Source organism: Intestinibacter sp. (assembly GCF_022780145.1).
In the GTDB taxonomy this organism is placed as follows: Bacteria; Bacillota; Clostridia; order Peptostreptococcales; family Peptostreptococcaceae; genus Intestinibacter.
In genome coordinates, this window is sequence record NZ_JALEXO010000133.1 from 1 (window position 1) to 16,300 (window position 16,300).

A 16,300-nucleotide genomic window follows, 5' to 3' on the forward strand; every position below is an offset into this window, starting at 1 on the left:
GAGTATAAATGAAAAATAGAAATTAAATAAATTATTGAAGATAGTTTGGAGTGTTGCAAAAGATACTAGATAGCATTTTGTAGCACTCCGTTTTAAAAAGGAGGAGCTTAGATTGGAAAAAACTGAATCAATCAATGTAAATGAAAGTAACTCATCTAATAAAAATAGAAGTAAGTATATAATAGAAGCTGTTACAGAAAAAATATTTATGATAAGTGCTTTAGTAGCAGTTATAAGTTTATTACTTATAATAGGGTTTGTATTTTATAAAGGTTTAATGCCTTTCATAACAGAAGGATATTCATTTGTAGATTTTATATTTGGAACTGAATGGTTGCCAGGATCTCAAAAATTCGGCATAGGTTCTATGATAGTAACTTCTATAGTAGCTACAATAGGAGCTTTGATAATAGGTGTTCCAGTTGGAATACTTGCAGCAATATTTATAGCAGAAATTTGTCCTAAAAGATATGCAAAAATAATTTCAACAGCAGTAGAACTTCTAGCAGGTATACCATCAGTTCTTTACGGTATATTCGGGTTAGCAATTATTGTACCAGCAATACAAACTGTATTAAATCTTCCTAAAGGACAAAGCTTATTAGCAGTAATTTTCGTATTAGCGATAATGATGCTTCCAACAATAATTTCATTATCAGAAACATCAATAAGAGCAGTACCTAAAGCATACAAAGAAGGATCTTTAGCATTAGGAGCATCAAAAATAGAAACAATATTTAAGGTAACAGTGCCAGCAGCTAAATCAGGAATACTAGCAGGTGTAATCCTAGGTATAGGTAGAGCATTAGGTGAAACAATGGCAGTAATACTAGTAGCAGGTAACTCAACAGCATTTCCAACATCAATTCTAGACAGTGTAAGACCACTTACAACAAATATAGCTCTAGAAATGGGATACGCAGCAGGTACACATCAAGAAATGTTATTTGCAACAGGGGTTGTGCTTTTCATATTCATAATAATTATAAATTTAGTATTAACTAAATTAACTTCTAAAGGAGTAGAATAAAATGGAAAATAATTTAAAGGCGAGAAAAAATAAAGATAATTTATTAGTTTCCCTAGTATATTTATCAGCTATTATAACAGTAGGAATACTAGTAGTGATAGTTGGATTTATATTTATAAAAGGAATGGGAAAAATCAATTTAAACTTCTTATTTAGTGATTATTCAGCAAGTGGAGATGGTGGAATACTTCCAATGATAATTACAACAGTGTATATGGTTTTAGTATCAATATTAGTAGCTACACCAATAGGTATACTTGCCGCAGTTTACTTACAAGAGTACGCTAAGCAAGGTAAAATAGTAAGAGTTATAAGATTTGCTACAGAATGTCTAGCAGGTATACCATCAATAGTATATGGATTATTCGGGGGAATATTCTTTGTAGTAGCATTAAAATTCCAATATTCAATATTATCAGGTGGTTTAACAGTAGCGATTATAATACTTCCAACAATAATACGTTCTACAGAAGAAGCTCTAAAAACTGTACCACAAACTTATAGAGAAGCATCTCTAGGACTTGGAGCTACTAAGTTTCAAACACTTTACAAGGTAATCCTACCAAGTGCAATACCTGGAATACTTTCAGGAGTGATCTTATCAATAGGTCGTGTAATCGGTGAATCAGCGGCGATTTTATTAACAGCTGGAACAGTAGCAAAAATGCCACTTACAGTATTTGATAGTGCCAGAACACTTACAGTACATGCATACTTATTGACTAAAGAAACAGGAGATATACAAACTGCATGCGGTGTTGGTCTAGTACTTATAGTAATAGTATTTGCACTAAACACTATAGCTAAGCTAGTGGCTAAAAAGTTAAACAAAGCAAATTATTAAAAAGAAATAATTGATCAATATAGATATTAATAAAAATTAAGGAGAATAGATATGAGTGAAAACAACGTTAAAATAAGAGTAAACGACTTAGACTTATACTATGGAGAAAAGCAAGCTCTAAAAGGAATCAACATGGATATAAGAGAAAATGAAGTAACTGCTCTAATAGGACCTTCAGGATGTGGAAAATCTACATTTTTAAGATGCTTAAATAGAATGAATGACTTAATAGACTGTGTAAAAATAAACGGAAAAATATATATGGGAGACGAAGAAGTACTTACAACTAATGATGTAATAAGCCTTAGAACTAGAGTAGGTATGGTATTCCAAAAGGCGAACTTATTCCCAATGAGTATATACGATAACGTAGCTTACGGACCAAGAAACCAAGGGATAAAAGACAAAAAAGAATTAGATAAAATAGTAGAAGAAAGTTTAAAGGGAGCTGCAATTTGGGATGAAGTAAAGGACAGACTAAAATCACCAGCACTAGGTTTATCAGGAGGACAACAACAACGTGTTTGCATAGCGAGAACTATAGCTATGAAGCCAGATGTTATACTAATGGATGAACCTACATCAGCGCTAGATCCAATATCAACTTCTAAAGTAGAAGAATTAATGTCAACTTTAAAAAATCAATACACTATAGTAATAGTTACACATAATATGCAACAAGCTGCACGTATTTCAGACAAAACAGGATTTTTCCTAAATGGTGAATTAATAGAATTCAACAACACTAAAGAAATATTCACAGTGCCACAAGATAAACGTACAGAGGATTATATAACAGGAAGATTCGGTTAAAATTTAGAATAATTCAAATTTCAGTATTACAAACTATAGTTTAAGGAGATATAAGATGGCAAGTACAAATTTAGAGATGAATATAAAAACTTTAAAAGAATATATAAATAGAATGATGGATAAATGCGAAGAAGCTATAGAATTATCTGTTAAAAGCATGATTAATAAGGATGTAGATTTAGCAAAAAAGGTTATAAATAATGATGATGATATAGATATATTGAGAGAATATATTAGAGATAGAAGTATAGAATTAATGGCTTTAAAACAACCTATGGCAAAAGATTTAAGAGAAATATACGCTTTATCTGATATATCAACTGAATTAGAAAGAATTGGAGACTATGCAGCAAATATAGCTTCAGAAGTAGTGACAATTGCAGGAGAGGACTATATAAAGGAATTAGTCGATATACCAAAGATGACTGAGCATTGTTTAGATATGTTTAGAAATTTAAAGACTGCTTTTATAAATCAAGATGTAGATTTAGCATATAAGGTAGCTCTTATAGACAATGAAATCGACGTTCTTTACTACAAAGTAAGAGAAGATTGCTTGAGAGTTATGCATGAAAATCCAGAACAAAATATAAATCAAGGTGTAAAGCTTTTGTTTGTAGGAAGATATTTAGAAAGAATTGGAGATCATATTACTAATGTATGCGAAAAAATCATATACGCAAGAAATGGTAAAATGATTGAAATAGGGTAAAAAATTATATTATGAGTAGTAATATAATACAATATAAAAAATATATTCTTTTAACCAATCAACTAAAATATATATGTAAAAGGGAATTATTGATATGTTTTGATGTATCGATAATTCCTTTTTTATAATGCATAGGAAATTATATTCCTTTGAAATTGTGGATAAATATAATTTCCGTCATGCATTTCAAGAAAATCAACATTATGGATCTTTAGGATAAAGATTTTCTTATAATTATTTAAATTTAAATTGTATTATTGAGATTAACTTTGATGCTAGACATGTTTAATTTTGATAAAATTTTTATATTATAGATTATAGTGTTATACTAAATATTGGAAGATTATAATTCTAAAGTTTAATTATATAAATTTTTAGATATATGACGGAAATTATATTTAGCAAAAATATTTAAATAAATATGGTTTCCTAATATACTATAAAAAAGTGGAGGAAGATTATATATGAAAAATGAACATGAAAAACAAATGTCAGAATCATTTAAATTAGGTGCATTGCTTGCTATAGTAGGAGGATTTTTAGATGTATATACTTATATATGTAGAGGCCAAGTTTTCTCTAATGCACAAACTGGAAATATTGTATTAGTAGGATTGTCTTTGGCACAATCTGATTTTGAGGGAGCTTTTTATCATTTTGTTCCTGTATTAGCTTTTATAGCAGGTGTAATATTGACGGAAATAATAAAAAAAAGAGCAAAGCCTAGACACAGTTTTTTTCACTGGAGACAAATTATAATAGGGGCTGAAATAATAGTTGTTTTTATAATGTCATTTGTTCCAGTTGGAGTTTATGATGTAGTTGTAAACGTATCTATTTCATTTGTATGTGCTATGCAGGTGGAGGCTTTTAGAAAAATAAATGGACTGAATATGGCTACAACAATGTGTACAGGAAATTTAAGAACAGGTACTGAACATATATATAAATCAGTTGTAGAAAAAGATATATCAAAAATGAAAACAAGCATTCAAGCTTATGGGATAATAATTTTTTTCATTATAGGAGCATGTGTAGGTGGTATTTTTACTAATATATATTTAGAAAAGGCTACATTAGTTGCGAGTGCTATTTTATTAATTGTATTTATAGCCATGTTTAAAAAATGTGATAAAGATATTTTAAACGAATTGGAAGAATATGATGAAATAGAAGATGACAAAATGGAGTTTGAATAATTTTATAGTACGAAAGGTTAAATTTAAAAAAACGTATAAATTTTCTTTGATGAAAAAATATACGCTTTTTTATTTTATTAGTTAAATTTTAAACTTGAAAATACCCTCTTACATACAGTTTCCCCAATTATATCAGCTAAAACTAATTTTAATAAATCTACTAATACAAAAGGAACTACACAATAAAATAGGCTTTGCATTACTGTATTTCCAGTTACAAAAGAGAACATAATTGTACCAAATGCATATACAATAGCTAATCCGACAACCATGCTAATAGCAGTTAAAATATGAGAATTGAATTTTTCTTTAATATATCCTATTATAAATGCCATTAAAGGATATCCAAGTAAAAATCCACCAGTTGGTCCAAATAGAACTCCTACACCTCCTGAAAATTGAGCGAATACTGGAATTCCAATTCCTCCTAGGATTAAGTATATTAAAGTCGCTATAAATCCACATTTATACCCTAATATAAGTCCAGTTATAGCAATACCGAATATTTGTAGTGTAAGCGGTACAGTTGTAAAAGGTAGTGGAATAGATATTTGAGCAAATACAGATATCAATGCTGCAAATAAACCACATAAAATAATTTCTCTAGTTGAAAGTTTCATAAAATATATCCTCCTAAAATTTTGCTCCTAAATTAATGTTAACTAAAAATAATTAGTAAGTTAACATTGATTTTACACTAAAAAAAAAATTTTGCAATAGTTTTTGGAAAAAAATGATAAAGATTTTTTTATATATAAATGCTTATGATATACTAAATGTGTAGAAAGAATACTGCAATTGAAAGGGGAGCTATTATGTACAATAGTGGATATTATCAAGGGATATTAGATGAAATCAAATCAAGTGGTTTATGGAAGGATGAAAGAGTTATAACAACTCCACAAAAATCAAAAATAGACACTACACAAGCAAGTGGAGTAGTAAATATGTGTGCAAATAACTATCTAGGTTTAGCAGACAATCAAGAAATAATCGACGCTGCAAAAGCAAGCTACGATAAATGGGGATATGGATTATCATCAGTTAGATTTATATGTGGGACACAAGAAATACATAAAGAATTAGAAGGTAAAATAAGTGAATTTTTACAAACAGAGGATACAATATTATACACTTCATGCTTTGATGCAAACGGTGGTTTATTCGAAACTATAACAACTGCTGAAGATGCTATAATAAGTGATGAATTAAACCATGCTAGTATAATAGATGGTATCAGACTTTCTAAGGCAAAAAAATATAGATATAAAAACAACGACATGAAATCTCTAGAAGAAATGCTTATAAAAGCAGATCAAGAGGGAGCAAAAAATAAAGTTATAGCTACTGACGGAGTTTTCTCTATGGATGGTATAATAGCTGACTTAGAAGGAATATGTGATTTAGCCGAAAAATACAACGCGATGGTAATGGTAGACGATTCTCATGCAGTAGGATTTATGGGTAAAAATGGTAGAGGAACTCATGAATACAGAAATGTAATGGGAAGAGTTGATATAATTACAGGAACATTAGGAAAAGCACTAGGTGGGGCTAGTGGTGGATATACTAGTGGTAGAAAAGAAATAATAGCTTTACTTAGACAAAGATCAAGACCATATCTATTCTCAAATACATTAGCACCTTCTATAGCAGCTGCTAGTATAAAAACTTTAGAAATTCTTTCAAGAAGTACAGAATACAGAGATAGACTAGAAGAAAACACAAAATACTTCAGAGAAGGCATCAAAAAAATAGGATTAAATATAATCGAAAGTGAGCATCCAATAGTGCCTATTATGCTAGGAGACTCTTTAGTTGCTCAAAAATTTGCTCAAAAAATGTTAGAAAAAGGTATATATGTAATAGGCTTCTATTATCCAGTAGTTCCTAAAGGAAAGGCTAGAATTAGAACACAAATTTCAGCATGCCATACAAAAGAGGATTTAGATTTAGCATTAAAGGCATTTAAAGAATGTAAAGAAGAGCTAGGATTATAATATAAAAATGCAATAAACAAAACTTTAATAAAAACTTAATAATTAGGTAATATTAAATTAAGGTTTAAGTATTATATTTTAAATATAAGATTTAGTTAGTTCAAGTAGAATTTTACTTGAAGAAGTTTAAACTGACTGTTTGTGCAGTTTAGAAGCTAGATAATTTTTTCAATGTTACTCCTTTTTTAACAGGATATGGTTTGCCATATCCTGTTTTTTTGACATTTGTACAATATTGCAATAAATTTCAGCTTTATATATAATTAAGATTAACAAAAGAATATCATATATTGAAAATAGGGATGTGAAAATATTGAGCAGTAAAGACGAAAGATTTATGATAAAAGTTGTCGATATGTACTATAAAGATGAGATGAGCCAAGATGCGATTTCAAAAAAACTAAATATATCTAGGGCTACTGTTTCGAGAACCTTAAGCAGGGCTAAAAAAGAAGGAATAGTAAAAATACAGATAAATTACCCAAGTGAAAATACTATAGAGCTTGAAAAATCCATAGAAAAAGAGTTTGGATTAAAAGAGGTATTGATAGCTGTGGAAACTGAGGGTATGAATAAGGATTACGCAGTTTCAGTTCAAGCAAGTGAGTATCTAGCTAGAATTTTGAAAAACAATATGAAGCTGGGTATAAACTGGGGACGTTCTATGAAAAATTTAATAATGACATTTGAATCAGAGGGTTATAATAAATCGGTAAACGTAAAAGGAGTTGAGGTAATACCTTTTTTAGGTACAAATAATTCATTTGATGAGAAGTCAGAATCCCTTAGATTGACATATTCTAACTTTTTAGCCATAAAAATGTGTCAATTAATAAATGCGAAAAATTATAATTTATCTGCGCCGATGATAGTATCTAATTCTAAAGCAAAAGAAGTTATAATGAATGAACCAGATGTTAAGGGAGTACTTGATAAGGCTAAAACATGTGATGTAGCTATTTTAGGAATGGGGCCTATAGATAAAAATGGATCTCTATTCGTTCTTATGGAGGATGGAGAAGATATGGCCGAGAAGCTTAGACAAAAAAATGCAGTAGGTGAAGTTATTGGTCGTGCCTATGATAAAAATGGATCTCCAATTCACAGTGAGCTAGATGATAGAATAATAGGTGTTACTTTAGAAGAACTAAAAGAAATACCACTAAAGATAGGTGTAGCTTATGGAGAACATAAGGTTCAATCTATAAAGGCTGGACTTAGAGGACATTTAATCGATGTTTTAATAACAGATAGAGAAACTGCTGAAAAATTAATTTAAAAGCAATAAAATGTGTACAGATTTTCTATAATGAAAAAATGTGCACTTTTTTATTGCTTTTTTTGAAAAAGTGTATTATTATAAAAAACATAAAGAAATAAATTTCATATATGAAAAAATGTAACAAGGAGAGAAAAATGAAAACAAAAGCAGTTAGACTTTATGGAAAAAATGATTTACGTTTAGAAGAGTTTGAATTACCTGAAATAAAAGACGATGAAATTTTAATAGAAGTAGTAACAGATAGCGTATGTATGTCTACTTATAAAGAATGTAAATTAGGTGCAGAACACGAGAGAGTAAACGATGATATAGATATAAATCCAATAATAGTAGGTCACGAGACAGCAGGTGTAATAAGACAAGTGGGAAGCAAATGGGAAAAAGAATATGCGGTTGGAAAGAGCATTTCTATACAACCAGCAGCATTTATAGATAATAGTATGGCAACTTTTGGTTATTCATTTGCAAATTGTGGAGGAGTTGCAACTTATATAATAATTCCAAATAAAGCGATAGAAAGAGGATGTATAATTCCTTTTGATAGCAGTAGAGGATTTTATGCTGCATCACTTTCAGAACCATACAGTTGTATAATAGGTGGAGCACACGCAATGTACCACACAGAAAAATATAAATACGAACATAAAATGGGTATATTAGATGGAGGAAAATGTGCTTTACTTGCAAGTTGCGGACCTATGGGGCTTGGAACAATTGACTACATGTTAAATGGACCTAAAAAGCCTTCAACTTTAGTAGTGACAGATATAAATCAAGATAGAATAGACAGGGCAAAATCTATATTTTCAGAAGAATATGCTAGAGAAAGAGGCGTAGAAATAGCTTATGTAAACACTATGACAGAGGAAGATGCAGAAAAGAAGCTTATAGATTTAACTGGACAAGGCGGATTTGATGATGTTGTAGTATTAGCTCCAGTAAGACAGGTTATAGAAATGGCAGATAGAATTTTAGGACAAGATGGTTGCTTGAGTTTCTTCTCAGGGCCAATCGATAAAAAACTTCAAGCAAATGTAAACTTCTACAATGTACATTATAAATCAGCTCATATAATGGGAACTACTGGTGGAAATGTAGATGATATGAAGGAATGTCTACAATTATCGGATGAAGGAAAATTAAATCCAGCAGTTATGCTTACTCATATAGGAGGTATGGACAGCGTAATAGACACAACTTTGAACCTTCCTAAAATACCAGGTGGCAAAAAAATAATATACACAGGAATAGATTTAGAATTAACTGCAATAGATGACTTCGAAGCAAAATCTAAAGACGAAAATAATAAACATGCTGATTTATTTAAAGATTTATACGAAGTAGTAAAAGAAAATAATTTCTTATGGAATGCAAAAGCAGAACAATGCTTACTTAAATACTTCGGCAAATGTCAATAAAATTTAAAAATTTAAATAATATGGGGGGAAAAATAAAAATGTTAGTAAATACAAAAGAAATGTTACAAATAGCAAATGACAAAAACTACGCAGTACCACATGCCAATGCAGTAGATCAACATACATTAAAGGCAGCTATAAAAACTTGTAAGGAACTTCATATGCCACTTATAATAGGATGGGCAGAAGCACACGAAAAATTTATAACAATGGAAGAAGTAGCACATTTATGTAAATTATATCTAAAAGATATAGATGTACCAGTTGCTCTACATCTAGACCACGGTTCATCAATTGATGTAGCTAAAAAAGCAATATCACTTGGATTTACATCAGTTATGTTCGACGGATCAATGCTTCCAATAGAAGAAAATATACAAAAAACTAAAGAAATAGTAGAATACGCACATCCACTTAATGTAACCGTAGAAGCAGAACTAGGACATGTAGGAAATGGATCAGATGAAGGAATAGAAGAAACAAAGGCCGATTTATATACAAAACCAGAAGAAGCAGTTAGATTTATAAAAGAAACAGGAATAGATTCTCTAGCAGTTGCAATAGGTACTGCTCATGGCGAATACAAACAAGCTCCAAGTATAGACTATATGAGATTAGGAGAAATCAAAGAAGTTGTAGATATTCCACTAGTACTTCATGGGAGCTCAGGAACAGGATTAGATAAGCTAAATAAGTGTGTAGAAGGCGGAATAAACAAAGTCAATATATGTACAGATTTATTAAAGGCTGCGAGTGCTTATCTAAAAGAAAATGCAGGTCAAAAATTATACGATAGTTTATCTGTAGAAGTGGAAGATGCAATAAAAGATTGTCTAAAACAATATTACAAAGCATTAAAAACACAAAAATCAGAGTAATTTACTGTTGACAAATACTTAAAAAAGCAATATTCTATTATGGTGTCGATTAGATTTATGTTAATATGAATATTTACTTATTGAAAAAAATCTATAAATCTAGTCGAATGTATAGACAAAATAATATTGATTTAAATAAAAAAAATATGATAATTTTTACTATAGTATAGGGTATATTTTACAATATATATTCTATACTTTTTTTATTTGTTTAATCTTTTTCCAAAAAAAAGAAAAACTATGCATTAATAAAAACCCCAATATTTTTTATAATTTAATCAAGATGAAAAGAGATAAGAAAAAAGAGCTTAACTCTTTAAAAATAATTAAACAGGGGTGAAGATTAATGGAAACAAGTTGGTTAGGATTAGAAGGAAAATCAGTTATAGTAACAGGAGCAGCATCTGGAATAGGTAAAGCAGTTGCACAAGAATTTTTAAACTGTGGAGCAAACGTAGCAGTATGTGATTTAAACCCACAAGCTCCAGAATTCGAAATGAATGAAAATAGTGGGAAAATGCTTTACTTAAATACAAACGTATGTGATGCAGAAAATGTAAAAGAAACTGTAGCAAAAGTTTGTGAAGAATTTGGAACAGTAGATGTAATAGTGAACAATGCGGGAATTAACATACCTTGTTTACTAGTTGATGACAAACAAGAAAACAGCAAATACGAATTAAACGAAACTATATACGATAAAGTTATGGGCGTTAACGTAAAAGGTGTTTATCTATGTGCTCAAGCAGCTGGTAGAGTAATGGTTAAAAAAGGTTCAGGGGTAATAATCAATATGTCTTCTGAAAGTGGTCTTGAAGGTTCTCAAGGACAAAGTATATACGCAGCAACTAAAAATGCAGTAAACTCATTCACAAGATCATGGTCAAAAGAATTAGGTCCTAAAGGAGTTAGAGTAGTAGGTGTAGCACCTGGAATACTTGAAGCAACAGGACTTAGAACTTTAGCTTACGAAGAAGCATTAGCATATACAAGAAATATAACAGTAGAAAAATTAAGAGAAGGATACAAAAGTACTTCAACTACACCATTAGGTAGAAGTGGTAAACTTTCAGAAGTTGCTAACTTAGTTTGTTTCTTAGCATCTGAAAGAGCAGGATATATACACGGTGTAACAATAAACGTAGCTGGAGGAAAAACTAGAGGATAATAAAACAAGGGGGTTTTAGGATGAGTGATTATTTTAATAATGACAACAGAATATGTAAAATATTGCAAATCCTAGAGCATAAAAGGTCAGCCTCCTTGGATTATTTAGAAAAAAAATTAGATGTAAGTACAAAGAGTATAAAAAATGACATCAAAGAATTAAATGAGATATTCGATGGAAATGCATTGATTCAATTAAAATTAGGTAAATACAAGCTTTATGTAATTGAGCAAGACGAATTTGAAAAGATAAAAGAAAATTTATATTTACATGATGATTTCTTCAACTCACCTAAAAAGAGAATGGCATATGTTATAAAGAAATTGATGAATAGCGAAAAGCCTGTTTTAACCGAGGATTTAGCTTACGAGATGAGCATAGGTCGAACAACTCTAGTAGGAGATTTGAAAAAGACAAGGGAAATACTTAGTAAATATAATATAAAAATAGTTGGTAAAACAAATACTGGTTTAGTCTTACAGGGGGAAGAAATTGACATAAGAATTTTTGTAATAGAGAATTTATATGAAGAAATATATAAAGATCACGATTTGGACTACGATGTACAAGAGACATTAAATAAAATTTTTACAGAAATGAATCTAGACAGCAGTACAAAAAGTCAGATTAAAAAGTTCTTAACAGTTCTTATAGATAGACTAGTAAATGGACATCCAATATCTATGCTGAATGAAACATATGAAGATTTAATATATACAAAGCAAATTAAAATAGCAAATGATATATCAGATAGACTAGAGGAGTTATTTGGATTAACAATTCCAGATAATGAAAGAGTGTTTATGACACTTCCTATTGTAGGAATGAGAACACCTATGGATATAGACAGAGTTAAAAATCTAGAAATAACAGACGAGGTTATAAATTTAGTCTTAGATATAATAGAGCTAATTAAGTTGGAGATGGATATTACAATTACTCCAGGAAATCTTCTAGATGAATTTACATATCATATAAGCTTTATGTTAAATAGACTTAAATACGGAATAAAAATTAAAAATCCAGTTCTAGACGAGATAAAAGAAAAATATATGGTTCCTTATAAGTTAGCTGAGATAGCAAAAATGCTTATAGAGGACAGAACTAAAAAGAAGGTATCTAAAGATGAGTTGGGATTTTTAGCAGTTTACTTCAGTGTATTTATTTCTGAAAATACTTACGAGCAAAATAAAATCTGTTCTATAGCAATTATATGTGGAACAGGCAAGATAACAGCTAGACTAATAGCTGCTCAGCTTAGAAAAATAGTGGATATAGATACTAAGCTAGATATGTTTTCAGATAGTCAAGTAAATAAGGAAATTCTGGATAAATACGATTTAGTTTTATCAACAATCAAATTTGAGTGTGATACAATTACACCTATTATTCATTTAAAAGAAATATTTGATGAAAATCAGCTTAAAAACAAGATTGAAAGTGTAAGATATACAGAAAAACTAGACATTCCAATGCTACAAGGAATGGAATCCTTGGTACTTAGCTTATTAGATGAAGAAAAGTTTTTCGTACTAGATAGAAATAAATCTTACACAAAAAATGTAGATTTTATGATAGATAGCCTTTATGAAGCAGGTTGTGTAGATGAAGGCTTTAAAGAAAGAATTCACATAAGAGAATCAAAATCGACGATGGTTTTTGATGAAAATATAGCTTTACCACATGCTATAAATTATGAAACAGATAAAATAGTATTTGCTATAGGGGTATTTTCAGATGAGGATAAGAAAAAAAAATCTGATGATTTAAAGGTTGTATTTTTATTAGCAATACCAGATAGCGATGAAAAAGATGATTCAGTATTGGTTAAGATTTACGATGAGATAATAGCTATTGCTAAAGATAAAGAAATCGTTGAAAATATTTCGAAGGTAAAAGACTATAAAGAATTATTACTGTATTTCATAAAACAAGATAAAATATTTAATTAATGAAGGGAGAAGAGAGCATGAACTTTTGGTTTTTATTAATTTGTTTTGGTGTAGCGTTCTTAGCGCAATACGCACTTGGCATGATCCAAATGAAGAGTTTTACAAAGAACTTTGGACAGCTTAGAAAAAAAGGAAAAGTAGCTATTGGAAAGAAAAAAGGAGCTTTTAAAGCAGGCTCAATTGTAATGTTTGCGGTAGACGATAATGGTATTATATTAGATAGCTCATATATGTCAGGTGTGACAGTACTTGCAAAATTTAAAAAATTAAAAGGTTTTGAAGGTCTAAATGTAGCGACATTAACAAAAGAAGATGCAAAGGGATTTCCAAAACAAGTGCAAGCTGCAATACTTGAAGCCTCTTCTAACTACAACGTAATAATGAGCGGTGGTGAAGTTGAAGAACCACAAAGTCCATTAGGAAGACTTACAGGTTCAATAAAAAATTTAGCAACTCAAAAATAAGAGGAGGAAAATAGTATGGATTTAATAGTTAGTTTCGCTGAAGGGTTTATGAATTTATTTACAGTAGGTGCTGATACTTTTGTAGGATGGGTAGGAAGTATAGTTCCAAAAGTATTATTACTACTTATAGCAATGAATACTTTAATAGCATTAATAGGTCAAAACAGAATAAACAAATTTGCTAAGATGTCAGCAAAGAACCCTATATTAAGATACATGGTAGTTCCATTCTTAGGAGCATTTATGTTAGGTAACCCAATGGCTTTATCACTTGGTAGATTTATGCCAGAAAGAATCAAACCAAGTTATTATGCATCAGCTTCATATTTCTGTCATACAAGTAGTGGTGTATTCCCACACATCAATCCAGGTGAAGTATTTATATTCTTAGGAATAGCAAATGGTATAACAACATTAGGATTAAGCTACATGCCACTTGCAGTAAGATATATGTTAGTTGGTTTAGTATGTAACTTCTTAAGTGGATGGGCAACAGATTTCACTACTAAGATGGTTATGAAACAACAAGGAATAGAATTAAGCAATGAATTAAAAGAAGCATAGGATTTTAAGTAAAATTTGAAATATAGAATTTATGTTGTAACAATTAGGGAGGAATAAATAAATGTCTAAATATAATGCAATTAAAATATGTAAAGGATCAGGTGGATTTGGTGGACCTTTAACAGTTCAACCAACAGAAGAAAAAAATATATTACTTTATATAACTGGTGGGGGAGCAAAACCAGATATAGTTGATAAAATAGTAGAACTTACTGGTTGTGAAGCAGTTAATGGATTTAAAACATCAGTTCCTGAAGAACAAATTTTCCTAGTAATAATAGACTGTGGTGGAACACTTAGATGTGGTATATACCCACAAAAAGGAATACCTACAATAAACGTAATGCCAGTAGGAAAAAGTGGCCCACTTGCTAAATTCATAACAGAAGATATATATGTATCAGCAGTTGGTCTAGATGAAATAGAACCAGCAGAAGGATCTGCAGTAAAAACAGAAGTTAAAGAAGAAGCAAAAGCTGAAGAAGTAAAAGCTGAAGCTAAAGAAGAAGAAAAACAATTTAGATATAGCTCAGACAAAAAAATATCTGAAACATTAGCAGCAGAAGAAAAGAAGAGCATAATAACTAGAGTTGGTATGGCTGCTGGTAAAGTAGTAAACACTTTCTATCAAGCTGCTAGAGATGCAATACAAACAATGATAAATACAATCTTACCATTCATGGGATTCGTTGCATTACTAATAGGTATAATTCAAGGATCTGGTATAGGTGACTGGTTCGCTAAGATAATGGTTCCACTTGCTGGAAATGGTATAGGACTTGTAATATTAGGATTCATCTGTTCACTACCATTCTTATCTCCATTACTTGGACCTGGTGCAGTTATAGCTCAAGTTATAGGTACTTTAATAGGTGTTGAAATAGGTAAAGGAAATATAGCTCCATCACTTGCATTACCTGCATTATTCGCAATAAATACTCAATGTGCTTGTGACTTCGTTCCAGTTGGTTTAGGTCTTGCAGAAGCAGAACCAGAAACAGTTGAAGTTGGGGTTCCAGCAGTATTATACTCTCGTTTCTTAACTGGTGTACCAAGAGTTTTAATAGCTTGGGTTTGTTCAATAGGATTATATCAATAAGATATACTGTTTAGAAAAATTAAAAGATATTAGATAAAACCTTTTTAAATAAGTTGTGTACTAAAAAAATAAGATACTAGGAAGTAAATAGATATATGTTTACTTCCTAGGTAAATGTTAAATGATATAAAGAATAATAAAACGTATAAATTTACAATATTATATTATAAAAATATAGTTTATCTGTTATCATTTAGTTAAAGATAGGTAGATTGTATTTTTCTAATATAGAAAATTAAAAATTAAAAATAAATAATATTTTAATATAGGGGGTATTATTATGGCAGTAATATACGATAACAAAGTAAAAAGTAAAGGTGCATTAGTAGATTCATTTGAAGGAGAATCAATGTTTATATTATTTGGAGACAATGCTCCAGATACATTAAAGGATTTTTGTTATTGCATAGATGTTAAAGCAGCTACAGAAGAAATCAAACCAGGACAATTCGTAGTTATAGACGGAGCAAAATTCAAAATAACAGCTTTAGGAGAAATAGCTCAAAGAAATCTTGAAAATTTAGGACACGTTACTATTTCATTTGACGGATCAACTGAAGCAACATTACCAGGAACTATAAATGTAGAAAAAGCTGACATGCCAAAATTAGACATCGGAACTCAAATATCTATAGTTACTGAATAATTCAAAGTAATATAAGTAAATAAAGTAGAATAACTTTGCAGAATTAGGGCATAAATATTATTAATATGAACAACTTCTTGAGATTTATATTTCGGGGAGTTGTTTTATTATGTTTAAATATAATCTATAATTAATAAGTAGCAAAGGTATTTGATAAGGAGTGGAACTTATGGCAATTACTATATTAGAAGCAATGAAACTTCCGACTTTAAAAGATTTTAAATTAGTTGC

The 16,300-nt window shown here is 30.0% G+C and carries 16 protein-coding genes; 15 read left to right on the plus strand and 1 reads right to left on the minus strand.

From position 1 onward, the window contains the following. Nucleotides 1–112: 112 nt before the first annotated feature. The 5 genes from pstC to MR593_RS05250 all read left to right on the plus strand — a co-directional run bounded on the left by pstC (nucleotide 113) and on the right by MR593_RS05250 (nucleotide 4,598). Nucleotides 113–1,030: a phosphate ABC transporter permease subunit PstC gene (gene pstC / locus MR593_RS05230; RefSeq protein WP_290690493.1), complete on the plus strand. Its 918-nt coding sequence runs from the start codon at nucleotides 113–115 to the stop codon at nucleotides 1,028–1,030. A 1-nt stretch (nucleotide 1,031) separates the two neighbouring features. Beyond that, nucleotides 1,032–1,874, plus strand: coding sequence for a phosphate ABC transporter permease PstA (gene pstA, locus MR593_RS05235; RefSeq protein ID WP_290690496.1), 843 nt, complete (start codon nucleotides 1,032–1,034; stop codon nucleotides 1,872–1,874). 51 nt (nucleotides 1,875–1,925) lie between these two features. Beyond that, entirely contained in the window at nucleotides 1,926–2,687 is a 762-nt protein-coding gene (pstB, locus tag MR593_RS05240; protein ID WP_290690498.1) for a phosphate ABC transporter ATP-binding protein PstB, read from the plus strand. 55 nt (nucleotides 2,688–2,742) lie between these two features. Beyond that, complete coding sequence (gene phoU, locus MR593_RS05245; protein ID WP_290690501.1) at nucleotides 2,743–3,399, plus strand: phosphate signaling complex protein PhoU; 657 nt, start codon at nucleotides 2,743–2,745, stop codon at nucleotides 3,397–3,399. A gap of 464 nt (nucleotides 3,400–3,863) precedes the next feature. Further along, entirely contained in the window at nucleotides 3,864–4,598 is a 735-nt protein-coding gene (locus MR593_RS05250) for a YoaK family protein (RefSeq protein ID WP_290690503.1), read from the plus strand. 77 nt (nucleotides 4,599–4,675) lie between these two features. On the opposite strand, the gene MR593_RS05255 is transcribed toward MR593_RS05250, so the two are convergent. Next, nucleotides 4,676–5,218, minus strand: coding sequence for a biotin transporter BioY (locus MR593_RS05255; RefSeq protein WP_290690505.1), 543 nt, complete (start codon nucleotides 5,216–5,218; stop codon nucleotides 4,676–4,678). A 195-nt stretch (nucleotides 5,219–5,413) separates the two neighbouring features. Here MR593_RS05255 and MR593_RS05260 point away from each other — a divergent pair, with 195 nt between their 5' ends. The 10 genes from MR593_RS05260 (at nucleotide 5,414) to MR593_RS05305 (ending at nucleotide 16,069) form a co-directional block, all read left to right on the plus strand. Beyond that, on the plus strand, nucleotides 5,414–6,598 hold the full coding sequence (locus MR593_RS05260; protein ID WP_290690507.1) for a glycine C-acetyltransferase: 1,185 nt from the start codon (nucleotides 5,414–5,416) through the stop codon (nucleotides 6,596–6,598). Nucleotides 6,599–6,911: 313 nt separating this feature from the next. Beyond that, complete coding sequence (locus MR593_RS05265; protein ID WP_290690510.1) at nucleotides 6,912–7,877, plus strand: sugar-binding transcriptional regulator; 966 nt, start codon at nucleotides 6,912–6,914, stop codon at nucleotides 7,875–7,877. A 137-nt stretch (nucleotides 7,878–8,014) separates the two neighbouring features. Continuing rightward, nucleotides 8,015–9,298, plus strand: a complete 1,284-nt coding sequence (locus MR593_RS05270) for a zinc-binding dehydrogenase (protein WP_290690512.1) — start codon at nucleotides 8,015–8,017, stop codon at nucleotides 9,296–9,298. Nucleotides 9,299–9,336: 38 nt separating this feature from the next. Further along, a complete protein-coding gene (locus tag MR593_RS05275; protein WP_290690514.1) occupies nucleotides 9,337–10,176 on the plus strand; it encodes a class II fructose-bisphosphate aldolase in 840 nt (279 codons plus the stop codon). A 346-nt stretch (nucleotides 10,177–10,522) separates the two neighbouring features. Beyond that, the gene (locus tag MR593_RS05280) at nucleotides 10,523–11,344 is read left to right on the plus strand and encodes an SDR family oxidoreductase (protein ID WP_290690515.1); all 822 of its coding nucleotides are present in this window, start codon (nucleotides 10,523–10,525) and stop codon (nucleotides 11,342–11,344) included. Between the two features lie 20 nt (nucleotides 11,345–11,364). Beyond that, nucleotides 11,365–13,296 carry a BglG family transcription antiterminator gene (locus MR593_RS05285; RefSeq protein WP_290690517.1) on the plus strand — a complete coding sequence of 644 codons (1,932 nt, stop codon included), beginning with the start codon at nucleotides 11,365–11,367 and terminating at the stop codon, nucleotides 13,294–13,296. 17 nt (nucleotides 13,297–13,313) lie between these two features. Next, the gene (locus MR593_RS05290) at nucleotides 13,314–13,760 is read left to right on the plus strand and encodes a transcriptional regulator GutM (protein ID WP_290690520.1); all 447 of its coding nucleotides are present in this window, start codon (nucleotides 13,314–13,316) and stop codon (nucleotides 13,758–13,760) included. A gap of 15 nt (nucleotides 13,761–13,775) precedes the next feature. Then, nucleotides 13,776–14,324, plus strand: a complete 549-nt coding sequence (gene srlA / locus MR593_RS05295; RefSeq protein WP_290690523.1) for a PTS glucitol/sorbitol transporter subunit IIC — start codon at nucleotides 13,776–13,778, stop codon at nucleotides 14,322–14,324. 61 nt (nucleotides 14,325–14,385) lie between these two features. Further along, nucleotides 14,386–15,423 (plus strand): PTS glucitol/sorbitol transporter subunit IIB, encoded by a 1,038-nt coding sequence (srlE, locus tag MR593_RS05300; protein WP_290690525.1) that lies wholly within the window; start codon nucleotides 14,386–14,388, stop codon nucleotides 15,421–15,423. Between the two features lie 280 nt (nucleotides 15,424–15,703). After that, nucleotides 15,704–16,069: a PTS glucitol/sorbitol transporter subunit IIA gene (locus MR593_RS05305; protein ID WP_290690526.1), complete on the plus strand. Its 366-nt coding sequence runs from the start codon at nucleotides 15,704–15,706 to the stop codon at nucleotides 16,067–16,069. Nucleotides 16,070–16,300 lie beyond the last annotated feature (231 nt).

What these genes read in the sequence shown, in the direction of transcription:
- pstA (WP_290690496.1), top strand. Translation starts at nt 1,032, where the DNA reads ATGGAAAATAATTTAAAGGCGAGAAAAAATAAAGATAATTTATTAGTT.
- pstB (WP_290690498.1), top strand. Translation starts at nt 1,926, where the DNA reads ATGAGTGAAAACAACGTTAAAATAAGAGTAAACGACTTAGACTTATAC.
- phoU (WP_290690501.1), top strand. Translation starts at nt 2,743, where the DNA reads ATGGCAAGTACAAATTTAGAGATGAATATAAAAACTTTAAAAGAATAT.
- MR593_RS05250 (WP_290690503.1), top strand. Translation starts at nt 3,864, where the DNA reads ATGAAAAATGAACATGAAAAACAAATGTCAGAATCATTTAAATTAGGT.
- MR593_RS05255 (WP_290690505.1), bottom strand. Translation starts at nt 5,218, where the DNA reads ATGAAACTTTCAACTAGAGAAATTATTTTATGTGGTTTATTTGCAGCA.
- MR593_RS05260 (WP_290690507.1), top strand. Translation starts at nt 5,414, where the DNA reads ATGTACAATAGTGGATATTATCAAGGGATATTAGATGAAATCAAATCA.
- MR593_RS05270 (WP_290690512.1), top strand. Translation starts at nt 8,015, where the DNA reads ATGAAAACAAAAGCAGTTAGACTTTATGGAAAAAATGATTTACGTTTA.
- MR593_RS05275 (WP_290690514.1), top strand. Translation starts at nt 9,337, where the DNA reads ATGTTAGTAAATACAAAAGAAATGTTACAAATAGCAAATGACAAAAAC.
- MR593_RS05280 (WP_290690515.1), top strand. Translation starts at nt 10,523, where the DNA reads ATGGAAACAAGTTGGTTAGGATTAGAAGGAAAATCAGTTATAGTAACA.
- MR593_RS05285 (WP_290690517.1), top strand. Translation starts at nt 11,365, where the DNA reads ATGAGTGATTATTTTAATAATGACAACAGAATATGTAAAATATTGCAA.
- MR593_RS05290 (WP_290690520.1), top strand. Translation starts at nt 13,314, where the DNA reads ATGAACTTTTGGTTTTTATTAATTTGTTTTGGTGTAGCGTTCTTAGCG.
- srlA (WP_290690523.1), top strand. Translation starts at nt 13,776, where the DNA reads ATGGATTTAATAGTTAGTTTCGCTGAAGGGTTTATGAATTTATTTACA.
- srlE (WP_290690525.1), top strand. Translation starts at nt 14,386, where the DNA reads ATGTCTAAATATAATGCAATTAAAATATGTAAAGGATCAGGTGGATTT.
- MR593_RS05305 (WP_290690526.1), top strand. Translation starts at nt 15,704, where the DNA reads ATGGCAGTAATATACGATAACAAAGTAAAAAGTAAAGGTGCATTAGTA.